Source organism: Streptomyces sp. NPDC007945 (genome assembly GCF_042958885.1).
Classification (GTDB): Bacteria; Actinomycetota; Actinomycetes; order Streptomycetales; family Streptomycetaceae; genus Streptomyces.
This window is the reverse complement of record NZ_JBIBJV010000002.1, coordinates 925,448-940,034: the sequence shown is the minus strand read 5'-3', so window position 1 is coordinate 940,034 and position 14,587 is coordinate 925,448. Positions and strand designations below refer to the sequence as shown.

General features: G+C 73.3%; 19 protein-coding genes. 15 read left to right on the top strand and 4 right to left on the bottom strand.

Annotation, left to right across the window (positions count from 1 at the left end):
* Positions 1–4: 4 nt before the first annotated feature.
* The 3 genes from ACFZCF_RS09580 to ACFZCF_RS09570 all read left to right on the top strand — a co-directional run bounded on the left by ACFZCF_RS09580 (position 5) and on the right by ACFZCF_RS09570 (position 1,980).
* Positions 5–1,165, top strand: a complete 1,161-nt coding sequence (locus tag ACFZCF_RS09580) for an alpha/beta fold hydrolase (RefSeq protein ID WP_391285721.1) — start codon at positions 5–7, stop codon at positions 1,163–1,165.
* Between the two features lie 10 nt (positions 1,166–1,175).
* Positions 1,176–1,676, top strand: a complete 501-nt coding sequence (gene tsaE, locus ACFZCF_RS09575; protein WP_388437626.1) for a tRNA (adenosine(37)-N6)-threonylcarbamoyltransferase complex ATPase subunit type 1 TsaE — start codon at positions 1,176–1,178, stop codon at positions 1,674–1,676.
* Positions 1,677–1,809: 133 nt separating this feature from the next.
* Positions 1,810–1,980 (top strand): hypothetical protein, encoded by a 171-nt coding sequence (locus ACFZCF_RS09570; protein WP_388437622.1) that lies wholly within the window; start codon positions 1,810–1,812, stop codon positions 1,978–1,980.
* Positions 1,981–2,024: 44 nt separating this feature from the next.
* Here ACFZCF_RS09570 and ACFZCF_RS09565 read toward each other — a convergent pair whose 3' ends face one another.
* Entirely contained in the window at positions 2,025–2,567 is a 543-nt protein-coding gene (locus ACFZCF_RS09565) for a hypothetical protein (protein ID WP_388438910.1), read from the bottom strand.
* A gap of 145 nt (positions 2,568–2,712) precedes the next feature.
* Here ACFZCF_RS09565 and tsaB point away from each other — a divergent pair, with 145 nt between their 5' ends.
* From tsaB to ACFZCF_RS09525, 8 genes are all read left to right on the top strand, one after another.
* A complete protein-coding gene (tsaB, locus tag ACFZCF_RS09560) occupies positions 2,713–3,372 on the top strand; it encodes a tRNA (adenosine(37)-N6)-threonylcarbamoyltransferase complex dimerization subunit type 1 TsaB (RefSeq protein ID WP_388437619.1) in 660 nt (219 codons plus the stop codon).
* 38 nt (positions 3,373–3,410) lie between these two features.
* The gene (gene rimI, locus ACFZCF_RS09555) at positions 3,411–3,872 is read left to right on the top strand and encodes a ribosomal protein S18-alanine N-acetyltransferase (RefSeq protein WP_388438907.1); all 462 of its coding nucleotides are present in this window, start codon (positions 3,411–3,413) and stop codon (positions 3,870–3,872) included.
* Complete coding sequence (gene tsaD / locus ACFZCF_RS09550; RefSeq protein ID WP_391285718.1) at positions 3,872–4,972, top strand: tRNA (adenosine(37)-N6)-threonylcarbamoyltransferase complex transferase subunit TsaD; 1,101 nt, start codon at positions 3,872–3,874, stop codon at positions 4,970–4,972. The genes rimI and tsaD overlap by 1 nt, the downstream gene beginning before the upstream one ends.
* A complete protein-coding gene (locus ACFZCF_RS09545; RefSeq protein ID WP_388437613.1) occupies positions 4,969–5,223 on the top strand; it encodes a hypothetical protein in 255 nt (84 codons plus the stop codon). The genes tsaD and ACFZCF_RS09545 overlap by 4 nt, the downstream gene beginning before the upstream one ends.
* A 55-nt stretch (positions 5,224–5,278) precedes the next feature.
* Positions 5,279–6,127: a polysaccharide deacetylase family protein gene (locus ACFZCF_RS09540; protein ID WP_391285716.1), complete on the top strand. Its 849-nt coding sequence runs from the start codon at positions 5,279–5,281 to the stop codon at positions 6,125–6,127.
* Between the two features lie 97 nt (positions 6,128–6,224).
* Complete coding sequence (locus ACFZCF_RS09535) at positions 6,225–6,590, top strand: YciI family protein (protein ID WP_388437607.1); 366 nt, start codon at positions 6,225–6,227, stop codon at positions 6,588–6,590.
* A gap of 31 nt (positions 6,591–6,621) precedes the next feature.
* Positions 6,622–7,860, top strand: a complete 1,239-nt coding sequence (locus tag ACFZCF_RS09530; protein ID WP_391285714.1) for a sigma-70 family RNA polymerase sigma factor — start codon at positions 6,622–6,624, stop codon at positions 7,858–7,860.
* A gap of 10 nt (positions 7,861–7,870) precedes the next feature.
* Positions 7,871–8,527, top strand: coding sequence for a hypothetical protein (locus tag ACFZCF_RS09525; RefSeq protein WP_388437604.1), 657 nt, complete (start codon positions 7,871–7,873; stop codon positions 8,525–8,527).
* On the opposite strand, the gene ACFZCF_RS09520 is transcribed toward ACFZCF_RS09525, so the two are convergent.
* Positions 8,472–9,647 carry a methyltransferase domain-containing protein gene (locus ACFZCF_RS09520; protein ID WP_388437601.1) on the bottom strand — a complete coding sequence of 392 codons (1,176 nt, stop codon included), beginning with the start codon at positions 9,645–9,647 and terminating at the stop codon, positions 8,472–8,474. The genes ACFZCF_RS09525 and ACFZCF_RS09520 overlap by 56 nt on opposite strands.
* A 126-nt stretch (positions 9,648–9,773) precedes the next feature.
* On the opposite strand from ACFZCF_RS09520, the gene ACFZCF_RS09515 reads away from it, so the two are divergent.
* From ACFZCF_RS09515 to groL, 4 genes are all read left to right on the top strand, one after another.
* A complete protein-coding gene (locus tag ACFZCF_RS09515; RefSeq protein ID WP_388437598.1) occupies positions 9,774–10,712 on the top strand; it encodes a polysaccharide deacetylase family protein in 939 nt (312 codons plus the stop codon).
* A complete protein-coding gene (locus tag ACFZCF_RS09510; protein ID WP_388437595.1) occupies positions 10,709–10,888 on the top strand; it encodes a hypothetical protein in 180 nt (59 codons plus the stop codon). Before ACFZCF_RS09515 ends, ACFZCF_RS09510 begins: the two co-directional genes overlap by 4 nt.
* Before the next feature lie 178 nt (positions 10,889–11,066).
* Positions 11,067–11,375: a co-chaperone GroES gene (gene groES / locus ACFZCF_RS09505; RefSeq protein WP_004955293.1), complete on the top strand. Its 309-nt coding sequence runs from the start codon at positions 11,067–11,069 to the stop codon at positions 11,373–11,375.
* A gap of 107 nt (positions 11,376–11,482) precedes the next feature.
* Entirely contained in the window at positions 11,483–13,111 is a 1,629-nt protein-coding gene (gene groL, locus ACFZCF_RS09500) for a chaperonin GroEL (protein ID WP_388437591.1), read from the top strand.
* 63 nt (positions 13,112–13,174) lie between these two features.
* On the opposite strand, the gene ACFZCF_RS09495 is transcribed toward groL, so the two are convergent.
* Together ACFZCF_RS09495 and ACFZCF_RS09490 are read right to left on the bottom strand one after the other, a co-directional pair.
* Entirely contained in the window at positions 13,175–13,873 is a 699-nt protein-coding gene (locus tag ACFZCF_RS09495) for an ester cyclase (protein WP_388437588.1), read from the bottom strand.
* Between the two features lie 196 nt (positions 13,874–14,069).
* A complete protein-coding gene (locus tag ACFZCF_RS09490) occupies positions 14,070–14,498 on the bottom strand; it encodes a hypothetical protein (RefSeq protein WP_391285709.1) in 429 nt (142 codons plus the stop codon).
* Positions 14,499–14,587: the final 89 nt, after the last annotated feature.

The following is a 14,587-nucleotide window of genomic DNA, read 5'->3' as shown; positions in this document are numbered from 1 at the left end:
GGCCATGGGGGAGCCGGGCGGGAGCGGCGGCTGGCGGCGCGCCGGGATAGCGGGCGCGGCGATAGGCGTGCTGGCGGCCGGCGCGGCGGCGGGCGTCGCCGTCGAGCGGCTGACCGTGAGCCGCTCGGTCCGCCGCAAGGCCCGGCTCGCCCTCGACGCCACCGGCCCGTACGGCACCCTGCGCGGCACCCCCGGGCGGGCGCTCGCCGACGACGGCACGATCCTCGCCTACGAGACGGACGAGCCGGGGGAGCTGAACGGGGCGTACGAGCCGGCGGGGACGGACGAGCCGGACGGGGCCGATGGCGCCTCCACGACGGGCGGTCCCGCTCCGCTCACCGTCGTCTTCTCGCACGGCTTCTGCCTCGATCAGGACTCCTGGCACTACCAGCGGGCCGCGCTGCGCGGCCGGGTCAGGACGGTCTTCTGGGACCAGCGGGGCCACGGCCGCTCGGAGCGCGGTGAAGCGAAACCGGTCGGCATCGAACTGCTCGGCCGCGACCTCAAGGCCGTCGTCGACGCCGCCGCGCCCGAGGGGCCGCTCGTGCTCGTCGGCCACTCCATGGGCGGCATGACGGTGATGGCGCTCGCCGAGCAGTATCCCGAGCTGGTCCGCGACCGGGTCGTCGGCGTCGCCTTCGTCGGGACCTCCCCGGGCCGCCTGGAGGAGGTCTCGTACGGGCTCCCGCTGGCCGGCGTCAACGCGGTCCGCCGGTTCCTGCCGGGGATGCTGCGGGCCCTCGGCTCCCAGGCCGAACTGGTCGAGAAGGGCCGCCGCGCCACCGCCGACCTCTTCGCCGGGCTCGTGAAGAAGTACTCCTTCGCCTCGAAGGACGTGGACCCGGCCGTCGTCCGCTTCGCCGAGCGCATGATCGAATCCGTCCCGGTCGACGTGGTGGCGGAGTTCTACCCGGCCTTCGGCGCGCACGACAAGCTCGCCGCCCTCGCCGCCTTCCGCGGCCTGCCCGCGCTGGCCCTCGTCGGCGACCAGGACCTCGTCACCCCCGCCGCGCACACCGAGGCCATCGCCGAGGCGCTGCCGGGCGCGGAGCGGATCGTCGTCCCCGACGCGGGCCACCTGGTGATGCTGGAGCGGCCCGAGGTCGTCACCGAGGCGCTCGCCGCCCTGCTGGCCAGGATCGGGGAGGGTCCGGGCAACGGATAGGTTGGCGGGTATGGAAGCAGCGCACCCGCCCGTCTCCGGCGCCACCGTCTCCGTCGACTCCCCCGAGCGCATGCAGGAGCTCGGCCGCCGGCTCGCGAAACTCCTCCGGCCCGGCGACCTCGTCATGCTCACCGGCGAGCTGGGCGCCGGGAAGACCACCCTGACCCGCGGTCTCGGCGAGGGCCTGGGCGTCCGCGGCGCGGTCACCTCGCCGACCTTCGTCATCGCCCGCGTCCACCCCTCGCTGACCGGCGGTCCGGCCCTCGTCCACGTGGACGCGTACCGGCTCGGCGGCGGGCTCGACGAGATGGAGGACCTGGACCTCGACGTCTCGCTGCCCGAGTCCGTGGTGGTCGTGGAGTGGGGCGACGGCAAGGTCGAGGAGCTGACCGACGACCGGCTACACGTCCTCATCCACCGCGTCACCGGCGACACCGACGACGACCGGCGCACGGTCGAGCTGCGCGGGATCGGCGGCCGGTGGGCCGACGAGGACCTGTCCGCGCTGTGAACGGCGGCCGTCGGCGTCCGTCGGCGTCCGTAGGTTCCGACAGCATGTCGGGAAAATGTTGCGCCGCCGCTCCGTGCCGTGGTGACATGGATGCACGAGCTGGTTAGGTGAACCTAACCTACGGGAGGCATGCATGGCGACGCAGATGCCGGAGCGCGAGGACCGCCCCGCCGAGGAGCGCGTCTCGATGAGCGAGCTGCTGGCCTCCTGTGCCGCGGCCACCGCCGTCTCCACCCCGCCGGGGCGCGACCTCGCGCCCCCGCGGGAGCAGGCGGAACCGGACCTCAGGGACGAGGCCGCGTAACCCTTTCGGGCGTACCTCCGAAGGCCCGCGGGCCGCGGCGGGCCTCAGGAGACGACGACGACCCGCGCGCCGATCGACGCGAAGGTCCACATCGCGTCGCCGTCCGGCCGCGTCATGCGGATGCCGCCGGTCTTGCGGGCCGGGTCGGGCACGGGCGTCGAGCCGTCGACCGCGGCGCTGAAGCCGATCGTCACGCCCTCGACGCTCGCGAAGCGGACCACGTGCTCGATCTGCACGCCGTCGGAGCCGCGCACCGAGTTGGACCGGGAGGTCACCGCGTACGCACCCGGCGCCGGGCTCACCGAGCTCGGCGTCACCGTGAACGTGCGGACGGCCTTGTTCTTGTCGTCGACCAGCCACACCCGGCGATCCCCGAGCGCGTACACCACGCGCTCGCCCCTGCCGGAGGCCGCCGGCACCGCCAGCGGGTTCGCCGCGGGCTTCTTCGTCCCGGTCGTGGCCGAGGCCGACGGGGCGACCGCGCCCGGCGTCCGGGACGACTCCGCGAGGTCCGCCGGCACGCTCGCCGACGCCTGGTAGGCGAGGAAGGCGACCGCGGCGAGGGCCGCCGCGGTGAGCCCGGCCACGAATCCCGAGCTGCTCCTTGCCACCGTCTCCACCTCTTCGTACGCACGTGCCGACCCTGACGAGCTGTCGCGCCTGACGGTAGCAGCCGGGCCCCCCGAGGGCCGCGCGCCGCATCGCCCGCCCGCGGCGCCGTAGGCTGTTCGCGTGCTGTTGCTCGCCATGGATACCGCCACCCCCGCCGTCACCGTCGCCGTCCACGACGGCACGGCCGTCGTCGCCGAGTCGACCCGCGTCGACGCCCGCCGCCACGGGGAGCTGCTGCTCCCCGCCGTCGACCGGGTCCTCAAGGAGGCCGGGACCGCGCTCGACGCGGTGACCGGGATCGTGGTCGGGGTCGGCCCCGGCCCCTACACCGGCCTCCGGGTGGGGCTCGTCACGGCCGCCGCCTTCTCCTCCGCGCTCGGCGGGGTGCCGGTGCACGGCCTGTGCACCCTCGACGGCCTGGCGTACGCCTCCGGCGTCGAGGGCCCCTTCGCGGTGGCGACCGACGCCCGCCGCAAGGAGGTCTACTGGGCGCGGTACGACGACGCCCGCACCCGCGTCGGCGACGCCTCCGTCGACCGGCCCGCCGACATCGCCGAACGGCTCGCCGGGCTGCCGGTGGTCGGCGCGGGCGCCCTGCTCTACCCGGACGCCTTCCCCGACGCCCGCGGCCCCGAGCACCAGTCCGCCGGCGCGCTCGCCGCGCTCGCCGCGGAGAAGCTGGCGGCCGGCGGCGAGGGCTTCCTCGACCCGCTGCCGATGTACCTGCGGCGGCCCGACGCGCAGGTGCCGAAGAACTACAAGGTGGTCACCCCCCAGTGAGCGGGGACGTGGCGGGCGGAGAGGCCGTGCTGCGCGAGATGCGCTGGTGGGACCTGCCGCAGGTGCTGGAGCTGGAGGCCGAGCTCTTCCCCGAGGACGCCTGGTCGGAGGGGATGTTCTGGTCCGAGCTGGCGCACGCGCGCGGGCCCCGGGCCACCCGGCGGTACGTCGTCGCCGAGGACGCCTCCGGGCGGCTGGCCGGATACGCGGGGCTGGCGGCGGCCGGCGGGCTCGGGGACGTGCAGACCATCGCCGTCGCCCGCCCGCAGTGGGGCACCGGGCTCGGCGCCCGGCTCCTCACCGACCTGCTCCAGCACGCCACCGCCTTCGAGTGCGACGAGGTCCTGCTCGAAGTGCGGGTGGACAACACCCGGGCGCAGAAGCTGTACGAGCGCTTCGGATTCGAGCCCATCGGCTTCCGGCGCGGCTACTACCAGCCGGGCAACGTCGACGCGCTCGTGATGCGACTGACTGTTCAAGGAACTGGGACCGAAATCTGATGGCTGCTGACGAACCCCTCGTGCTCGGCATCGAGACCTCCTGCGACGAGACCGGCGTCGGCATCGTGCACGGCACCACCCTCCTCGCCGACGCCGTGGCCTCCAGCGTCGACACCCACGCCCGCTTCGGCGGCGTCGTGCCCGAGATCGCCTCCCGGGCCCACCTGGAGGCGATGGTCCCGACGATCGAGCGGGCCCTGAAGACCGCCGGCGTCTCCGCGAAGGACCTCGACGGCATCGCGGTCACCGCGGGCCCCGGCCTCGCGGGCGCCCTGCTCGTCGGCGTCTCCGCCGCCAAGGCGTACGCCTACGCGCTCGGCAAGCCGCTGTACGGCGTCAACCACCTGGCCTCGCACATCTGCGTCGACCAGCTGGAGCACGGCAGGCTGCCGGAGCCGACGATGGCGCTGCTCGTCTCCGGCGGGCACTCCTCGCTGCTGCTCTCCGCCGACATCACCGCCGACGTGCGGCCGCTGGGCGCCACCATCGACGACGCGGCGGGCGAGGCCTTCGACAAGATCGCCCGCGTCCTCGACCTGGGCTTCCCCGGCGGCCCGGTCATCGACCGGCTCGCCAAGGAGGGCGACCCGGCCGCCATCGCGTTCCCGCGCGGCCTGTCGGGTGCCAAGGACCCCGCGTACGACTTCTCCTTCTCCGGGCTCAAGACCGCCGTGGCCCGCTGGATCGAGGCGAAGCGGGCGGCCGGCGAGGAGGTGCCGGTGCGGGACGTGGCCGCCTCCTTCCAGGAGGCCGTCGTCGACGTCCTCACCCGCAAGGCCGTCCGGGCCTGCAAGGACGAGGGCGTCGACCACCTGATGATCGGCGGCGGCGTCGCCGCGAACTCGCGGCTCAGGGCGCTCGCCGAGGAGCGCTGCGAGCGGGCCGGGATCCGGCTCCGGGTGCCCCGGCCGGGCCTGTGCACCGACAACGGCGCGATGGTCGCCGCGCTCGGCTCGGAGATGGTCGCCCGGGGCAGGGCCGCCTCCGACCTGGAGCTCTCGGCGGACTCGTCCCTCCCGGTGACCGACCCGCACGTCCCCGGACACGCCCACGACCACGACCACGTGCACGAGATCAGCAAGGAGAACCTGTACTCGTGAGGGTCGCGCTGATGTGGGAGGCCCGGGCCGTGCAGGGCCGGGGCGCCGAGCTCCTGGAGTGGGCGCGCGCCCGAGTCCTGGCCCGTGAGCCGCTCCGCCGGGAGGTCATGCGCGCCCCCCAGGACCGGGTCCTGGTCCTCACCTGGTGGGAGGCGGACGCCCTCGACGCGGAGCTGCCCGAGCTGCCGGAGCCGGACGCGGAACTGATCACCCGTCCGGTGCACCGCTGGCGTTTCGAATCGGTCGAATAGGCGAACAGTCCGACGATCGGGCAACCTTTCGATCGGATCGGGCATCCCACAGCCCGTGAAGAAGAAGATCGCGGTGTGGGCGGCGCTGACCGCAGTGACGCTCCTGATGACGGGATGCACGACCGAGACCCCGGCGGCCCCGGTGGCGGCCCCCGCCCCGGCGACGCCCTCGAAGCCCGCTGCCGCCGCCCCGGAACCGGCGCCGGCCCCGGAGGCGGCCCGGGCGGCCGCGTACCGCAAGTGGGGGATCGAACCCCTGGCCGCGCCGCCCGCCCCGCCCGCCGTCAAGCCGGTGCGGCGGAAGCGGGGCGGGCCGGTCCCGGTGATCAGCGACGTCCCGACCACCGACAAGGTCGTCTTCCTCACCATCGACGACGGGGCCGAGAAGGACCCCGCGTTCGTGCGGATGATGGACGAGCTCGACGTCCCCTTCACGATGTTCCTCACCGACTCGGTGATCAGCGGCGACTACGGCTACTTCGAGCCGCTCGTCGCCCAGGGCCACGGCGTCGCCAACCACACCCTCACCCACCCGAACCTGCGCACCCTCTCCCCGGAGGCCCAGCGCCGCGAGATCTGCGGCCAGCAGGAGAGGCTGCGCGAGCGCTACGGCACCGCCCCGCGCCTCTTCCGCCCGCCGTTCGGCAACTGGAACGAGGCGACCCGCGCCGCCGCCGGCACCTGCGGCGTCGACGCGATCGTCCTCTGGCGCGAGTCCATGCAGATCAAGAACATGCAGTACCAGCGCGGCGACCGGAAGCTCCACCCCGGCGACATCGTCCTCGCCCACTTCCGCGGCCCCGGCGAGCTCAAGGGCCGCACGATGACCGAGATGACGGCGACGATGCTGCGCAAGATCCAGGAACAGGGCTTCACGGTGGCCCGCCTGGAGGACTACGTCTGAGAAAAAGGTCCGGCGCGGTGTCGATGCGCGCCGGGCCCGTTCGACGTATCTGTGGAAGGCGGGGAACGGCCCCGCCACCGCACCCCCAGGAGTCACCATGCCCCGCTTCCTCTCCCTCGTCCGCATCGAGGAGAACGCCATCGACATGGAGAGCGCCGACCCCGGCTTCGAGGAGCGGATGGGCGCCCTCTTCGAGGAGATCACCAAGGCCGGCGCCATGGTGGACACCGCGGGCCTGAAGCCGACCGCCGAGGCCACCCGGATCACCTGGTCGGACGGGAAGCTGTCCTTCACCGACGGCCCCTTCACCGAGACCAAGGAGGTCGTCGGCGGCTACGCGATGCTCCAGTGCAAGGACATGGCCGAGGCCGTCGAGTGGGGGAAGCGGTTCCTCGCCGTCCACCCGCCGCACTGGAAGGTCGGCCTGGAGGTCCGCGAGGTCGAGGAGATGCCGGAGGGCTGACCCCCGTTGTGCTGTCATGTGAGGCGTGACGGTGGAGAGCACGCTTGAGACGGTCTTCCGGATGGAGTCGGCGCGGATCATCGCCACGGTGACGCGGATCGTCCGGGACGTCGGCATCGCTGAGGAGATCGCCCAGGACGCCCTCGTCGCCGCGCTGGAGCAGTGGCGGCGCGACGGCGTCCCGGACCGGCCCGGAGCCTGGCTGACGGCCACCGCCAAGCACCGGGCCGTCGACCTCGTGCGGCGCCGCGAGACGTACGCGCGCAAGCTCGCCGAGGTCGGCCGGAGCCTGCCGGAGGAGGCGTACGACCCCGAGCCCTCCGGCCCCGGCGACATCGACGACGACGTGCTGCGGCTCGTCTTCACCACCTGCCACCCGGTGCTCCCCGCCGAGGCCCGGGCGGCGCTCACCCTGCGGCTCGTCGGCGGGCTGCGGACGGACGAGATCGCCCGCGCCTTCCTCGTCCCGGAGGCCACCGTCGCCGCCCGGATCACCCGTGCCAAGCGGGCGCTCGCGAAGGCGGGGGTGGCCTTCGAGGTGCCGTACGGGCAGGACCGGGCCGCCCGGCTCGGCTCCGTCCTGGAGGTCGTCTACCTGGTCTTCAACGAGGGGTACGCGGCCACCGCCGGCGACGACCTGCTGCGGCCCGGGCTCTGCGAGGACGCGCTCCGGCTCGCCCGCGGGCTCGCCGCCCTCATGCCCGGCGAGAGCGAGGTGCACGGCCTCGCCGCCCTCCTCGAACTCCAGGCCTCCCGCGTCCCCGCCCGCACCGGCCCCGACGGTCGCCCGGTGCTCCTCGCCGAGCAGGACCGGCGGCGCTGGAACCGGCTCCTGGTCCGCCGCGGTTACGCCGCCCTCGCCCGGGCCGGCGACGGCCGGGGCTACGGCCCGTACGCCCTCCAGGCGGCGATCGCCGCCTGCCACGCGCGGGCGGCCTCGTACGAGGAGACCGACTGGGCGACCATCGCCGGGCTCTACGGCCGGCTGATGGAGCTGGCCCCGTCGCCGGTGGTCGAGCTGAACCGGGCGGTCGCCGTCTCGATGGCCGAGGGCCCGGCCGCCGCGCTCCCCCTGGTCGACGCCCTCACCGCCGAACCCGCCCTGCGGCGCTACCACTTGCTGCCCAGCGTCCGCGGCGATCTGCTCGCCCGGCTGGGCCGGGCCGCGGAGGCGCGCGCCGAGTTCGCGCGGGCGGCGGAACTGACCCGCAACGAGCGGGAGCGGACGCTGCTGCGGGGCCGGGAAAGGGAGTTGGGGGAGACGCCCTAGGGTGCTGGGTATGTCACCGCGCATACCCCTGCCTCCGCCGCCCCCGCCCGTCGAGCTCCGCAGCTGGCCGGACCGGGAGGCGCTGCTCGCGGACCGGGCGCTGGCGGTGGGGGAGTTGACCCGGCGGCTGCTCGGCGGGGGGAGGTTCGCGCTGTTCGCCGGGGCGGTGCTGGTGCTCCAGCTCGGCTGGGGCATGGTCGGCGTGCTGCTCGTCGACCTTGGCCAGGGGGCGATCCTCGACCCGATCACCTTCCTCGTCGGGCTGATCGTCGCCGCCCTCGGCGTCGGGGTGATGGTCCCGGGCGTCTGGCTCGCGGTGCGCGGGGTGCGCCGGGACCGGGTGGTGCGGGTACGGCTGCTCGGCTGGGCCGCCCTGGACCGGCACGGGCCGACGGACGCGCGGCTGCGGGCTCCCGTGGCGAGCGCCTGCTGGATGGCGGTCTCCGCCGTCCTGTGCGGTCTGGGACTGTGGGTCGGCTTCGCCGTGCCCGCCGGGGCCGACCCGGCGGACGGCTACGGCCTGGTCGCGTACGGCATGGGCGTCGCGCTCATCTTCTGGATCAACGGTCTGATCGGGCTCTTCAAGGCCGTCGGGCACTACCGGACGGCGGTCAGGCTCGTGCCGGCCGGCCGATCAGCATCGTCGGGGCCCCCGCGACACGTGTGAGCAGGACCGTCGCCGCGTTCGGGCCCTTGGGCCGCACCTTGCGGCGGATCTCCTCGGGCTCGACGGCCGAGCCGCGCTTCTTCACCGTCAGGGTGCCGACCTCGCGCTCGCGCAGCAGGGCCTTCAGCTTCTTGAGGTTGAAGGGCAGTTCGTCGGTGATCTCGTAGGCGGAGGCGTACGGGGTGGGGCGCAGCTCGTCCGCGGTGACGTACGCGATCGTCGCGTCGATCAGGCCCCCGTCCAGCTCCTCGGCGACCTCGGCGACCAGGTGGGCGCGGATGACGGCGCCGTCGGGCTCGTACAGGTACCGGCCGACGGGGCGGACCGCCGGGTCGGGCAGGCCCCGGCCGGTGAGGCTCGCGCCGGAGGGCAGCAGGGTGGCGCGGCGCGCGCCCGGCTCGGTGCCGAACCAGAGGACCGCCTCCTTCACGTCCCCGCCGTCCGAGATCCACTCGGCCTCCGCCTCGTCGGGGACGGTCTCGTGCGGAATGCCGGGGGCGATCTTCAGCGCCGCCCGCGGGGCCTTGCGGGCGGCCTCCATCGCCCAGGACAGCGGCGGCGAGTACGCCTCCGGGTCGAAGATCCGGCCCCGGCCGCCGCGGCGCGCCGGGTCGACGAAGACGGCGTCGTACGGCGCCGTGTCGATCTCGGTGACGTCGGCGCAGCGCACCTCGATCAGGCCGTCGAGGCCCAGCGCGGCGGCGTTGGCGCGGGCCACCTCGGCGGTGAGCGGGTCGCGGTCGACGGCGAGGACGGAGATGCCGGCGCGGGCGAGCGCGAGGGCGTCGCCGCCGATGCCGGAGCAGAGGTCGGCGACCGAGCCGACGCCGAGGGCCTTGAGGCGGGCCGCCCGGTGGGCGCCGACGGTCGCGCGGGTGGACTGCTCGACGCCGTTCGGCGTGAAGTACATGCGGTACGCGTCCTCGGCGCCGAACTTCGCCACCGCGCGCTGCCGCAGCCGGGCCTGGCCGAGGGCGGCCGAGACCAGTTCGGCGGGGTGGTCGCGGCGCAGCCGGGAGGCGACCGCCAGCTCCCGGGCGGGGTCGTAGTCGCGCAGGGCGGCGAGGAGCGTCTGGCCCTCGGGGGCGAGCAGGGCGGCGAAGGCGGCGAGGTCGGTCACCGTCCCATTCTCCCTGTGGGCCGGGCGGGGGACGGTGGGGCCGCCTCGGCGGTGTCGCGGCCGGAGCGGCGGGCCGCGCTGACAGGATGCGGCGCCATACCGGTCGTACGACAAAAGGAAGAAATGATGACAAAGGGTGGCTCGCGCCGTGTCCTGGGGGCCGCGCTCCTCGTCGCCGCGCTCACCTCCACCGCCGCCTGCTCCGGCGGCTCCGGCACCGACGCCGCGCCGGGCGCCGCGGGCGCCCCCGCGCCCGCCGCCGGCCGGCAGGCCCCGGCGAAGACGGCCGCCCAGCTCGCCGCCGAACGCGCCGCCGCGGAGAAGGCCGCGCTGGCGAAGCGACGGGCCGCGCGGGCCGCCGCCGCGAAGAAGTGGGGCCTGAGGCTGACCCCCCTCGAAGCCCCCGCCCCGCCGAGGACGAAGCCGACGATCACCACCCGCAAGGGCTTCGAGACCGACGGCGAGGGACTGCCGCCCGTCTTCACCACCGTCCCCACCAAGGAGAAGATCGTCTTCCTGACGATCGACGACGGCGCCGAGAAGGACCCCGCCCTCATCCGGATGATGGCCGACCTCGACATCCCCTACAGCGCCTTCCTCAGCGACTACGTGGTCAACGACGACTACGGCTACTTCGCGAAGATGCGGAAGTCCCAGCCGCGCGGGGTCGCCCTCCACAACCACACGCTGAACCACAAGTACCTGCCCGGACTCTCCTACGCCCGCCAGAAGCGCGAGATCTGCGGCATGCAGGACGTCATCGAGAAGAAGTACGGCGAACGCCCCGAGCTCTTCCGGCCGCCGTACGGCAACTACAACGAGGACACCCTGCGCGCCGCCAAGGCCTGCGGCGTCAAGGCCGTCCCGCTGTGGGCCTCCGAGGCCTTCCCCGACCACATGGAGTGGCGCGAGTGGGACCGCGACCTCCACCCCGGCGACATCGTCCTCACCCACTTCCGCGGCGAGGAGGAATGGAAGGGCAGCATGCCGGACATGATCCGGCGGGTGATGAACGTGATCACCTCGAAGGGGTACGCCGTCGCCAAGCTGGAGGACTACGTATGACCCGGCCCGCCACGAGCCGGCTCCGGCCGCTCGTGATCGCCGCCCTCCTCCTCGGCCTCACCGGCTGCGCCTCCGCCGTCGACCCGCTGGAACGCCTCGGCCGCAAGGCCGTCGAGCGGGTCGCGGACCGTCCCCCGGCCGACGGCGCCGTCCGCGCGGAGGGCGCCACGGAGTGAGGAATTGGCACTCCGCTTGACCGAGTGCTAATCGCGGTCATAGTCTCGGCTCTGGCACTCCCCGCAGGAGAGTGCCAGGAAAGCGACGGGCAGGTCCGGCACCCGCGACGACGGATCCCAGCTAATCGCGACCCCAGACAGTTAACCCCGCGAGATCTCCGAAGGGGGAGGTCGGATCGTGACGACCGCCAGCTCCAAGGTTGCCATCAAGCCGCTTGAGGACCGCATCGTGGTCCAGCCGCTCGACGCCGAGCAGACCACGGCCTCCGGCCTGGTCATCCCGGACACCGCGAAGGAGAAGCCCCAGGAGGGCGCCGTCCTCGCCGTGGGCCCGGGCCGCTTCGAGAACGGCGAGCGCCTGCCGCTCGACGTCAAGGTCGGCGACGTCGTGCTCTACAGCAAGTACGGCGGCACCGAGGTGAAGTACAACGGCGACGAGTACCTCGTCCTCTCGGCCCGCGACGTGCTCGCGATCATCGAGAAGTAAGACGCCGTACCTGCTTTGACACCGCGCCCCTGACCCCCTGATTCCACGGGCGTCCAGGGGCGCGGTTCGTTTTCCCACACGATTTCCGAGAGGGCTGAATCGCTCCCATGGCGAAGATCCTGAAGTTCGACGAGGACGCCCGTCGCGCCCTTGAGCGCGGCGTCAACAAGCTTGCCGACACGGTGAAGGTGACGATCGGCCCCAAGGGCCGCAACGTCGTCATCGACAAGAAGTTCGGCGCCCCCACCATCACCAACGACGGTGTCACGATCGCCCGCGAGGTCGAGATCGAGGACCCGTACGAGAACCTCGGCGCCCAGCTCGTCAAGGAGGTGGCGACCAAGACCAACGACATCGCGGGTGACGGCACCACCACCGCCACCGTGCTCGCCCAGGCGCTCGTCCGCGAGGGTCTGCGCAACGTCGCCGCCGGCGCCTCCCCGGCCTCCCTGAAGAAGGGCATCGACGCCGCCGTCAAGGCCGTCTCCGACGAGCTGCTCGCCACCGCGCGCCCGATCGACGACAAGTCGGACATCGCCGCCGTCGCCGCGCTCTCCGCCCAGGACCAGCAGGTCGGCGAGCTCATCGCCGAGGCCATGGACAAGGTCGGCAAGGACGGTGTCATCACCGTCGAGGAGTCCAACACCTTCGGCCTGGAGCTCGACTTCACCGAGGGCATGGCCTTCGACAAGGGCTACCTGTCCCCGTACATGGTGACCGACCAGGAGCGCATGGAGGCCGTCCTCGACGACCCGTACATCCTGATCCACCAGGGCAAGATCTCCTCCATCCAGGACCTGCTGCCCCTCCTGGAGAAGGTCATCCAGTCCGGCGGCTCCAAGCCGCTGCTGATCATCGCCGAGGACGTCGAGGGCGAGGCCCTCTCCACCCTCGTCGTCAACAAGATCCGCGGCACCTTCAACGCCGTCGCCGTCAAGGCCCCCGGCTTCGGCGACCGCCGCAAGGCGATGCTCGGCGACATGGCCACCCTCACCGGTGCCACCGTCATCGCCGAGGAGGTCGGCCTCAAGCTCGACCAGGCCGGTCTCGACGTGCTGGGCACCGCCCGCCGCGTCACCGTCACCAAGGACGACACCACCATCGTCGACGGCGGCGGCGACTCCGCCGACGTCGCGGGCCGCGTCGCCCAGATCAAGGCCGAGATCGAGTCCACGGACTCCGACTGGGACCGCGAGAAGCTCCAGGAGCGCCTCGCGAAGCTGGCCGGCGGCGTGTGCGTGATCAAGGTCGGCGCCGCCACCGAGGTGGAGCTCAAGGAGAAGAAGCACCGTCTGGAGGACGCCATCTCCGCGACCCGCGCCGCGGTCGAGGAGGGCATCGTCTCCGGTGGTGGCTCCGCGCTCGTCCACGCCGTCAAGGTCCTGGAGGGCAACCTCGGCAAGGAGGGCGACGAGGCCACCGGTGTCGCCGTCGTCCGCCGCGCCGCCGTCGAGCCGCTGCGCTGGATCGCCGAGAACGCCGGCCTGGAGGGCTACGTCATCACCTCCAAGGTCGCCGAGCTCGACAAGGGCCAGGGCTTCAACGCCGCCACCGGCGAGTACGGCGACCTGGTCAAGGCCGGCGTCATCGACCCGGTGAAGGTCACGCGCTCCGCCCTGGAGAACGCCGCGTCGATCGCCTCCCTGCTTCTCACCACCGAGACCCTCGTGGTGGAGAAGAAGGAGGAGGAGTCGGCGGACGCGGGTCACGGCCACGGTCACGGCCACTCCCACTGACGTCTCCACGTCGCACGAGGCCCGGTGCCCCCGTCGCGGGGGCACCGGGCCTCGCCCGTTCGCTCAGGCCTCGACCGCGCCGAGCCGGCCCATCAGCCCGAGCAGGTCGTACTGCCACCAGCCCTCGACGATCTTCCCGTCGTCGCGGAAGCGGTGGACGGTGGTCCCGGTCATGGCGACCTCCATGCCCGAAGGCTGCAGGCCCATGAAGTCCCCGACGTGGACCCCCTTCCAGGTCCACCGGGTGCACACCCGGTCGCCCTCCGCGATCTGGTCCTCGACCGTGAACGCGAAGTCGAAGCCCGCGCGCCACTCCTCCACCTCGCGCCGGACCGCGTCCATCCCGAGGACGTCCTGCGGGTTGGTCGGATCGTGGTCGTGATAGCCCTCGGCGAGGACGCCGTCGAGCAGCGCCAGGTCGGTGCCGTCCGCGAACATCTCGAACATCTGCCGCGCGTTCGCCTTGTTCAGCGCCTCGTCCCGGACCACGTCCAGGTCGGTGAAGGTCGGCATCTCGTCGCAGAGGGCGACCATCTCCCGGAAGATCCGGTCGGTCTCCGGCAGCTGGGAGTTGCGCATCGCCACGTCGTACGAGGGGAACTCCACGATCTCCACGACGTGCTGGGCGTCGGACCGGTCGGTCCCGACGACGGCGTGGGTGGCGGTCCTCTTCCCCCGGGTCTGCTCGACCCAGCGGTCCATGAGCCGGTTGAGCTCCTCGACCTGGCTCGTCCTGCAATCGATGATCTGCACGAAGGTCATGGCCGCCTCCGACCGGGCGAAGCCGCGGGTGGACCTCTCCAGTCTAGGCCGGTCCGGGCCGAGTGCGTCAGGTCGGCGGCCCTGACCGCGTCCCCCTCGTCCTGGGTGCCCCGGAGGGGACCCCGTACGGCAGACCGGCTGCGCTCGGCCGCCACCCTCGCGGACGTCCGGGTCCTCGGCGGCACCGAGTCGCGCGTCAGCCGGCGGGACGGTGCGTCCACGCGCCTCGACGCGGCGCCTGCCGGCCGGACCAGGAGCCGACCAGCGCCTGGACCAGCAGGGTCGCGGCGAGGCAGCCGCCCGCGACCATGACCGTGCCGACCAGGTAGAGACCGCTCGCGTCGTCGGACCAGTCGAGGAACGCGGCGAGCGCGAGCCCGGCCGAGGTGCCGAGCGCGCCGTCCCGGCCGTGCCCCCGCACCGCCGCCCAGACCACCGGCACCAGCAGCGTCAGCGCGAGCCCGACGACCTGCCAGGTCTCGTACGGCCCCGTCTCCGAGCCGTCCGGGTGCACGTCCCGCCGCTGGTCCCAGCCCAGCCAGGCGGCCCAGGAAGCCATCGCGAGGAGGGCCGTCACCACACCGGCCGGGGAGAAGGAGCGCGTGCGCCGAAGGATTTCGTTCATGTGTCCGAGATTCGCGCATGCGGCCGGGCCCGCGCAGGCGGGAACGTACTCAACCGCCTCTGAGTACCCGTCACGCGCGACGAACGCGC

Coding starts and splice junctions, on each gene's coding strand:
- ACFZCF_RS09580 (WP_391285721.1), top strand. CDS start 5: ATGGGGGAGCCGGGCGGGAGCGGCGGCTGGCGGCGCGCCGGGATAGCG.
- tsaE (WP_388437626.1), top strand. CDS start 1,176: ATGGAAGCAGCGCACCCGCCCGTCTCCGGCGCCACCGTCTCCGTCGAC.
- ACFZCF_RS09570 (WP_388437622.1), top strand. CDS start 1,810: ATGGCGACGCAGATGCCGGAGCGCGAGGACCGCCCCGCCGAGGAGCGC.
- rimI (WP_388438907.1), top strand. CDS start 3,411: ATGCGCTGGTGGGACCTGCCGCAGGTGCTGGAGCTGGAGGCCGAGCTC.
- tsaD (WP_391285718.1), top strand. CDS start 3,872: ATGGCTGCTGACGAACCCCTCGTGCTCGGCATCGAGACCTCCTGCGAC.
- ACFZCF_RS09535 (WP_388437607.1), top strand. CDS start 6,225: ATGCCCCGCTTCCTCTCCCTCGTCCGCATCGAGGAGAACGCCATCGAC.
- ACFZCF_RS09525 (WP_388437604.1), top strand. CDS start 7,871: ATGTCACCGCGCATACCCCTGCCTCCGCCGCCCCCGCCCGTCGAGCTC.
- ACFZCF_RS09515 (WP_388437598.1), top strand. CDS start 9,774: ATGACAAAGGGTGGCTCGCGCCGTGTCCTGGGGGCCGCGCTCCTCGTC.
- ACFZCF_RS09510 (WP_388437595.1), top strand. CDS start 10,709: ATGACCCGGCCCGCCACGAGCCGGCTCCGGCCGCTCGTGATCGCCGCC.
- groL (WP_388437591.1), top strand. CDS start 11,483: ATGGCGAAGATCCTGAAGTTCGACGAGGACGCCCGTCGCGCCCTTGAG.
- ACFZCF_RS09495 (WP_388437588.1), bottom strand. CDS start 13,873: ATGACCTTCGTGCAGATCATCGATTGCAGGACGAGCCAGGTCGAGGAG.
- ACFZCF_RS09490 (WP_391285709.1), bottom strand. CDS start 14,498: ATGAACGAAATCCTTCGGCGCACGCGCTCCTTCTCCCCGGCCGGTGTG.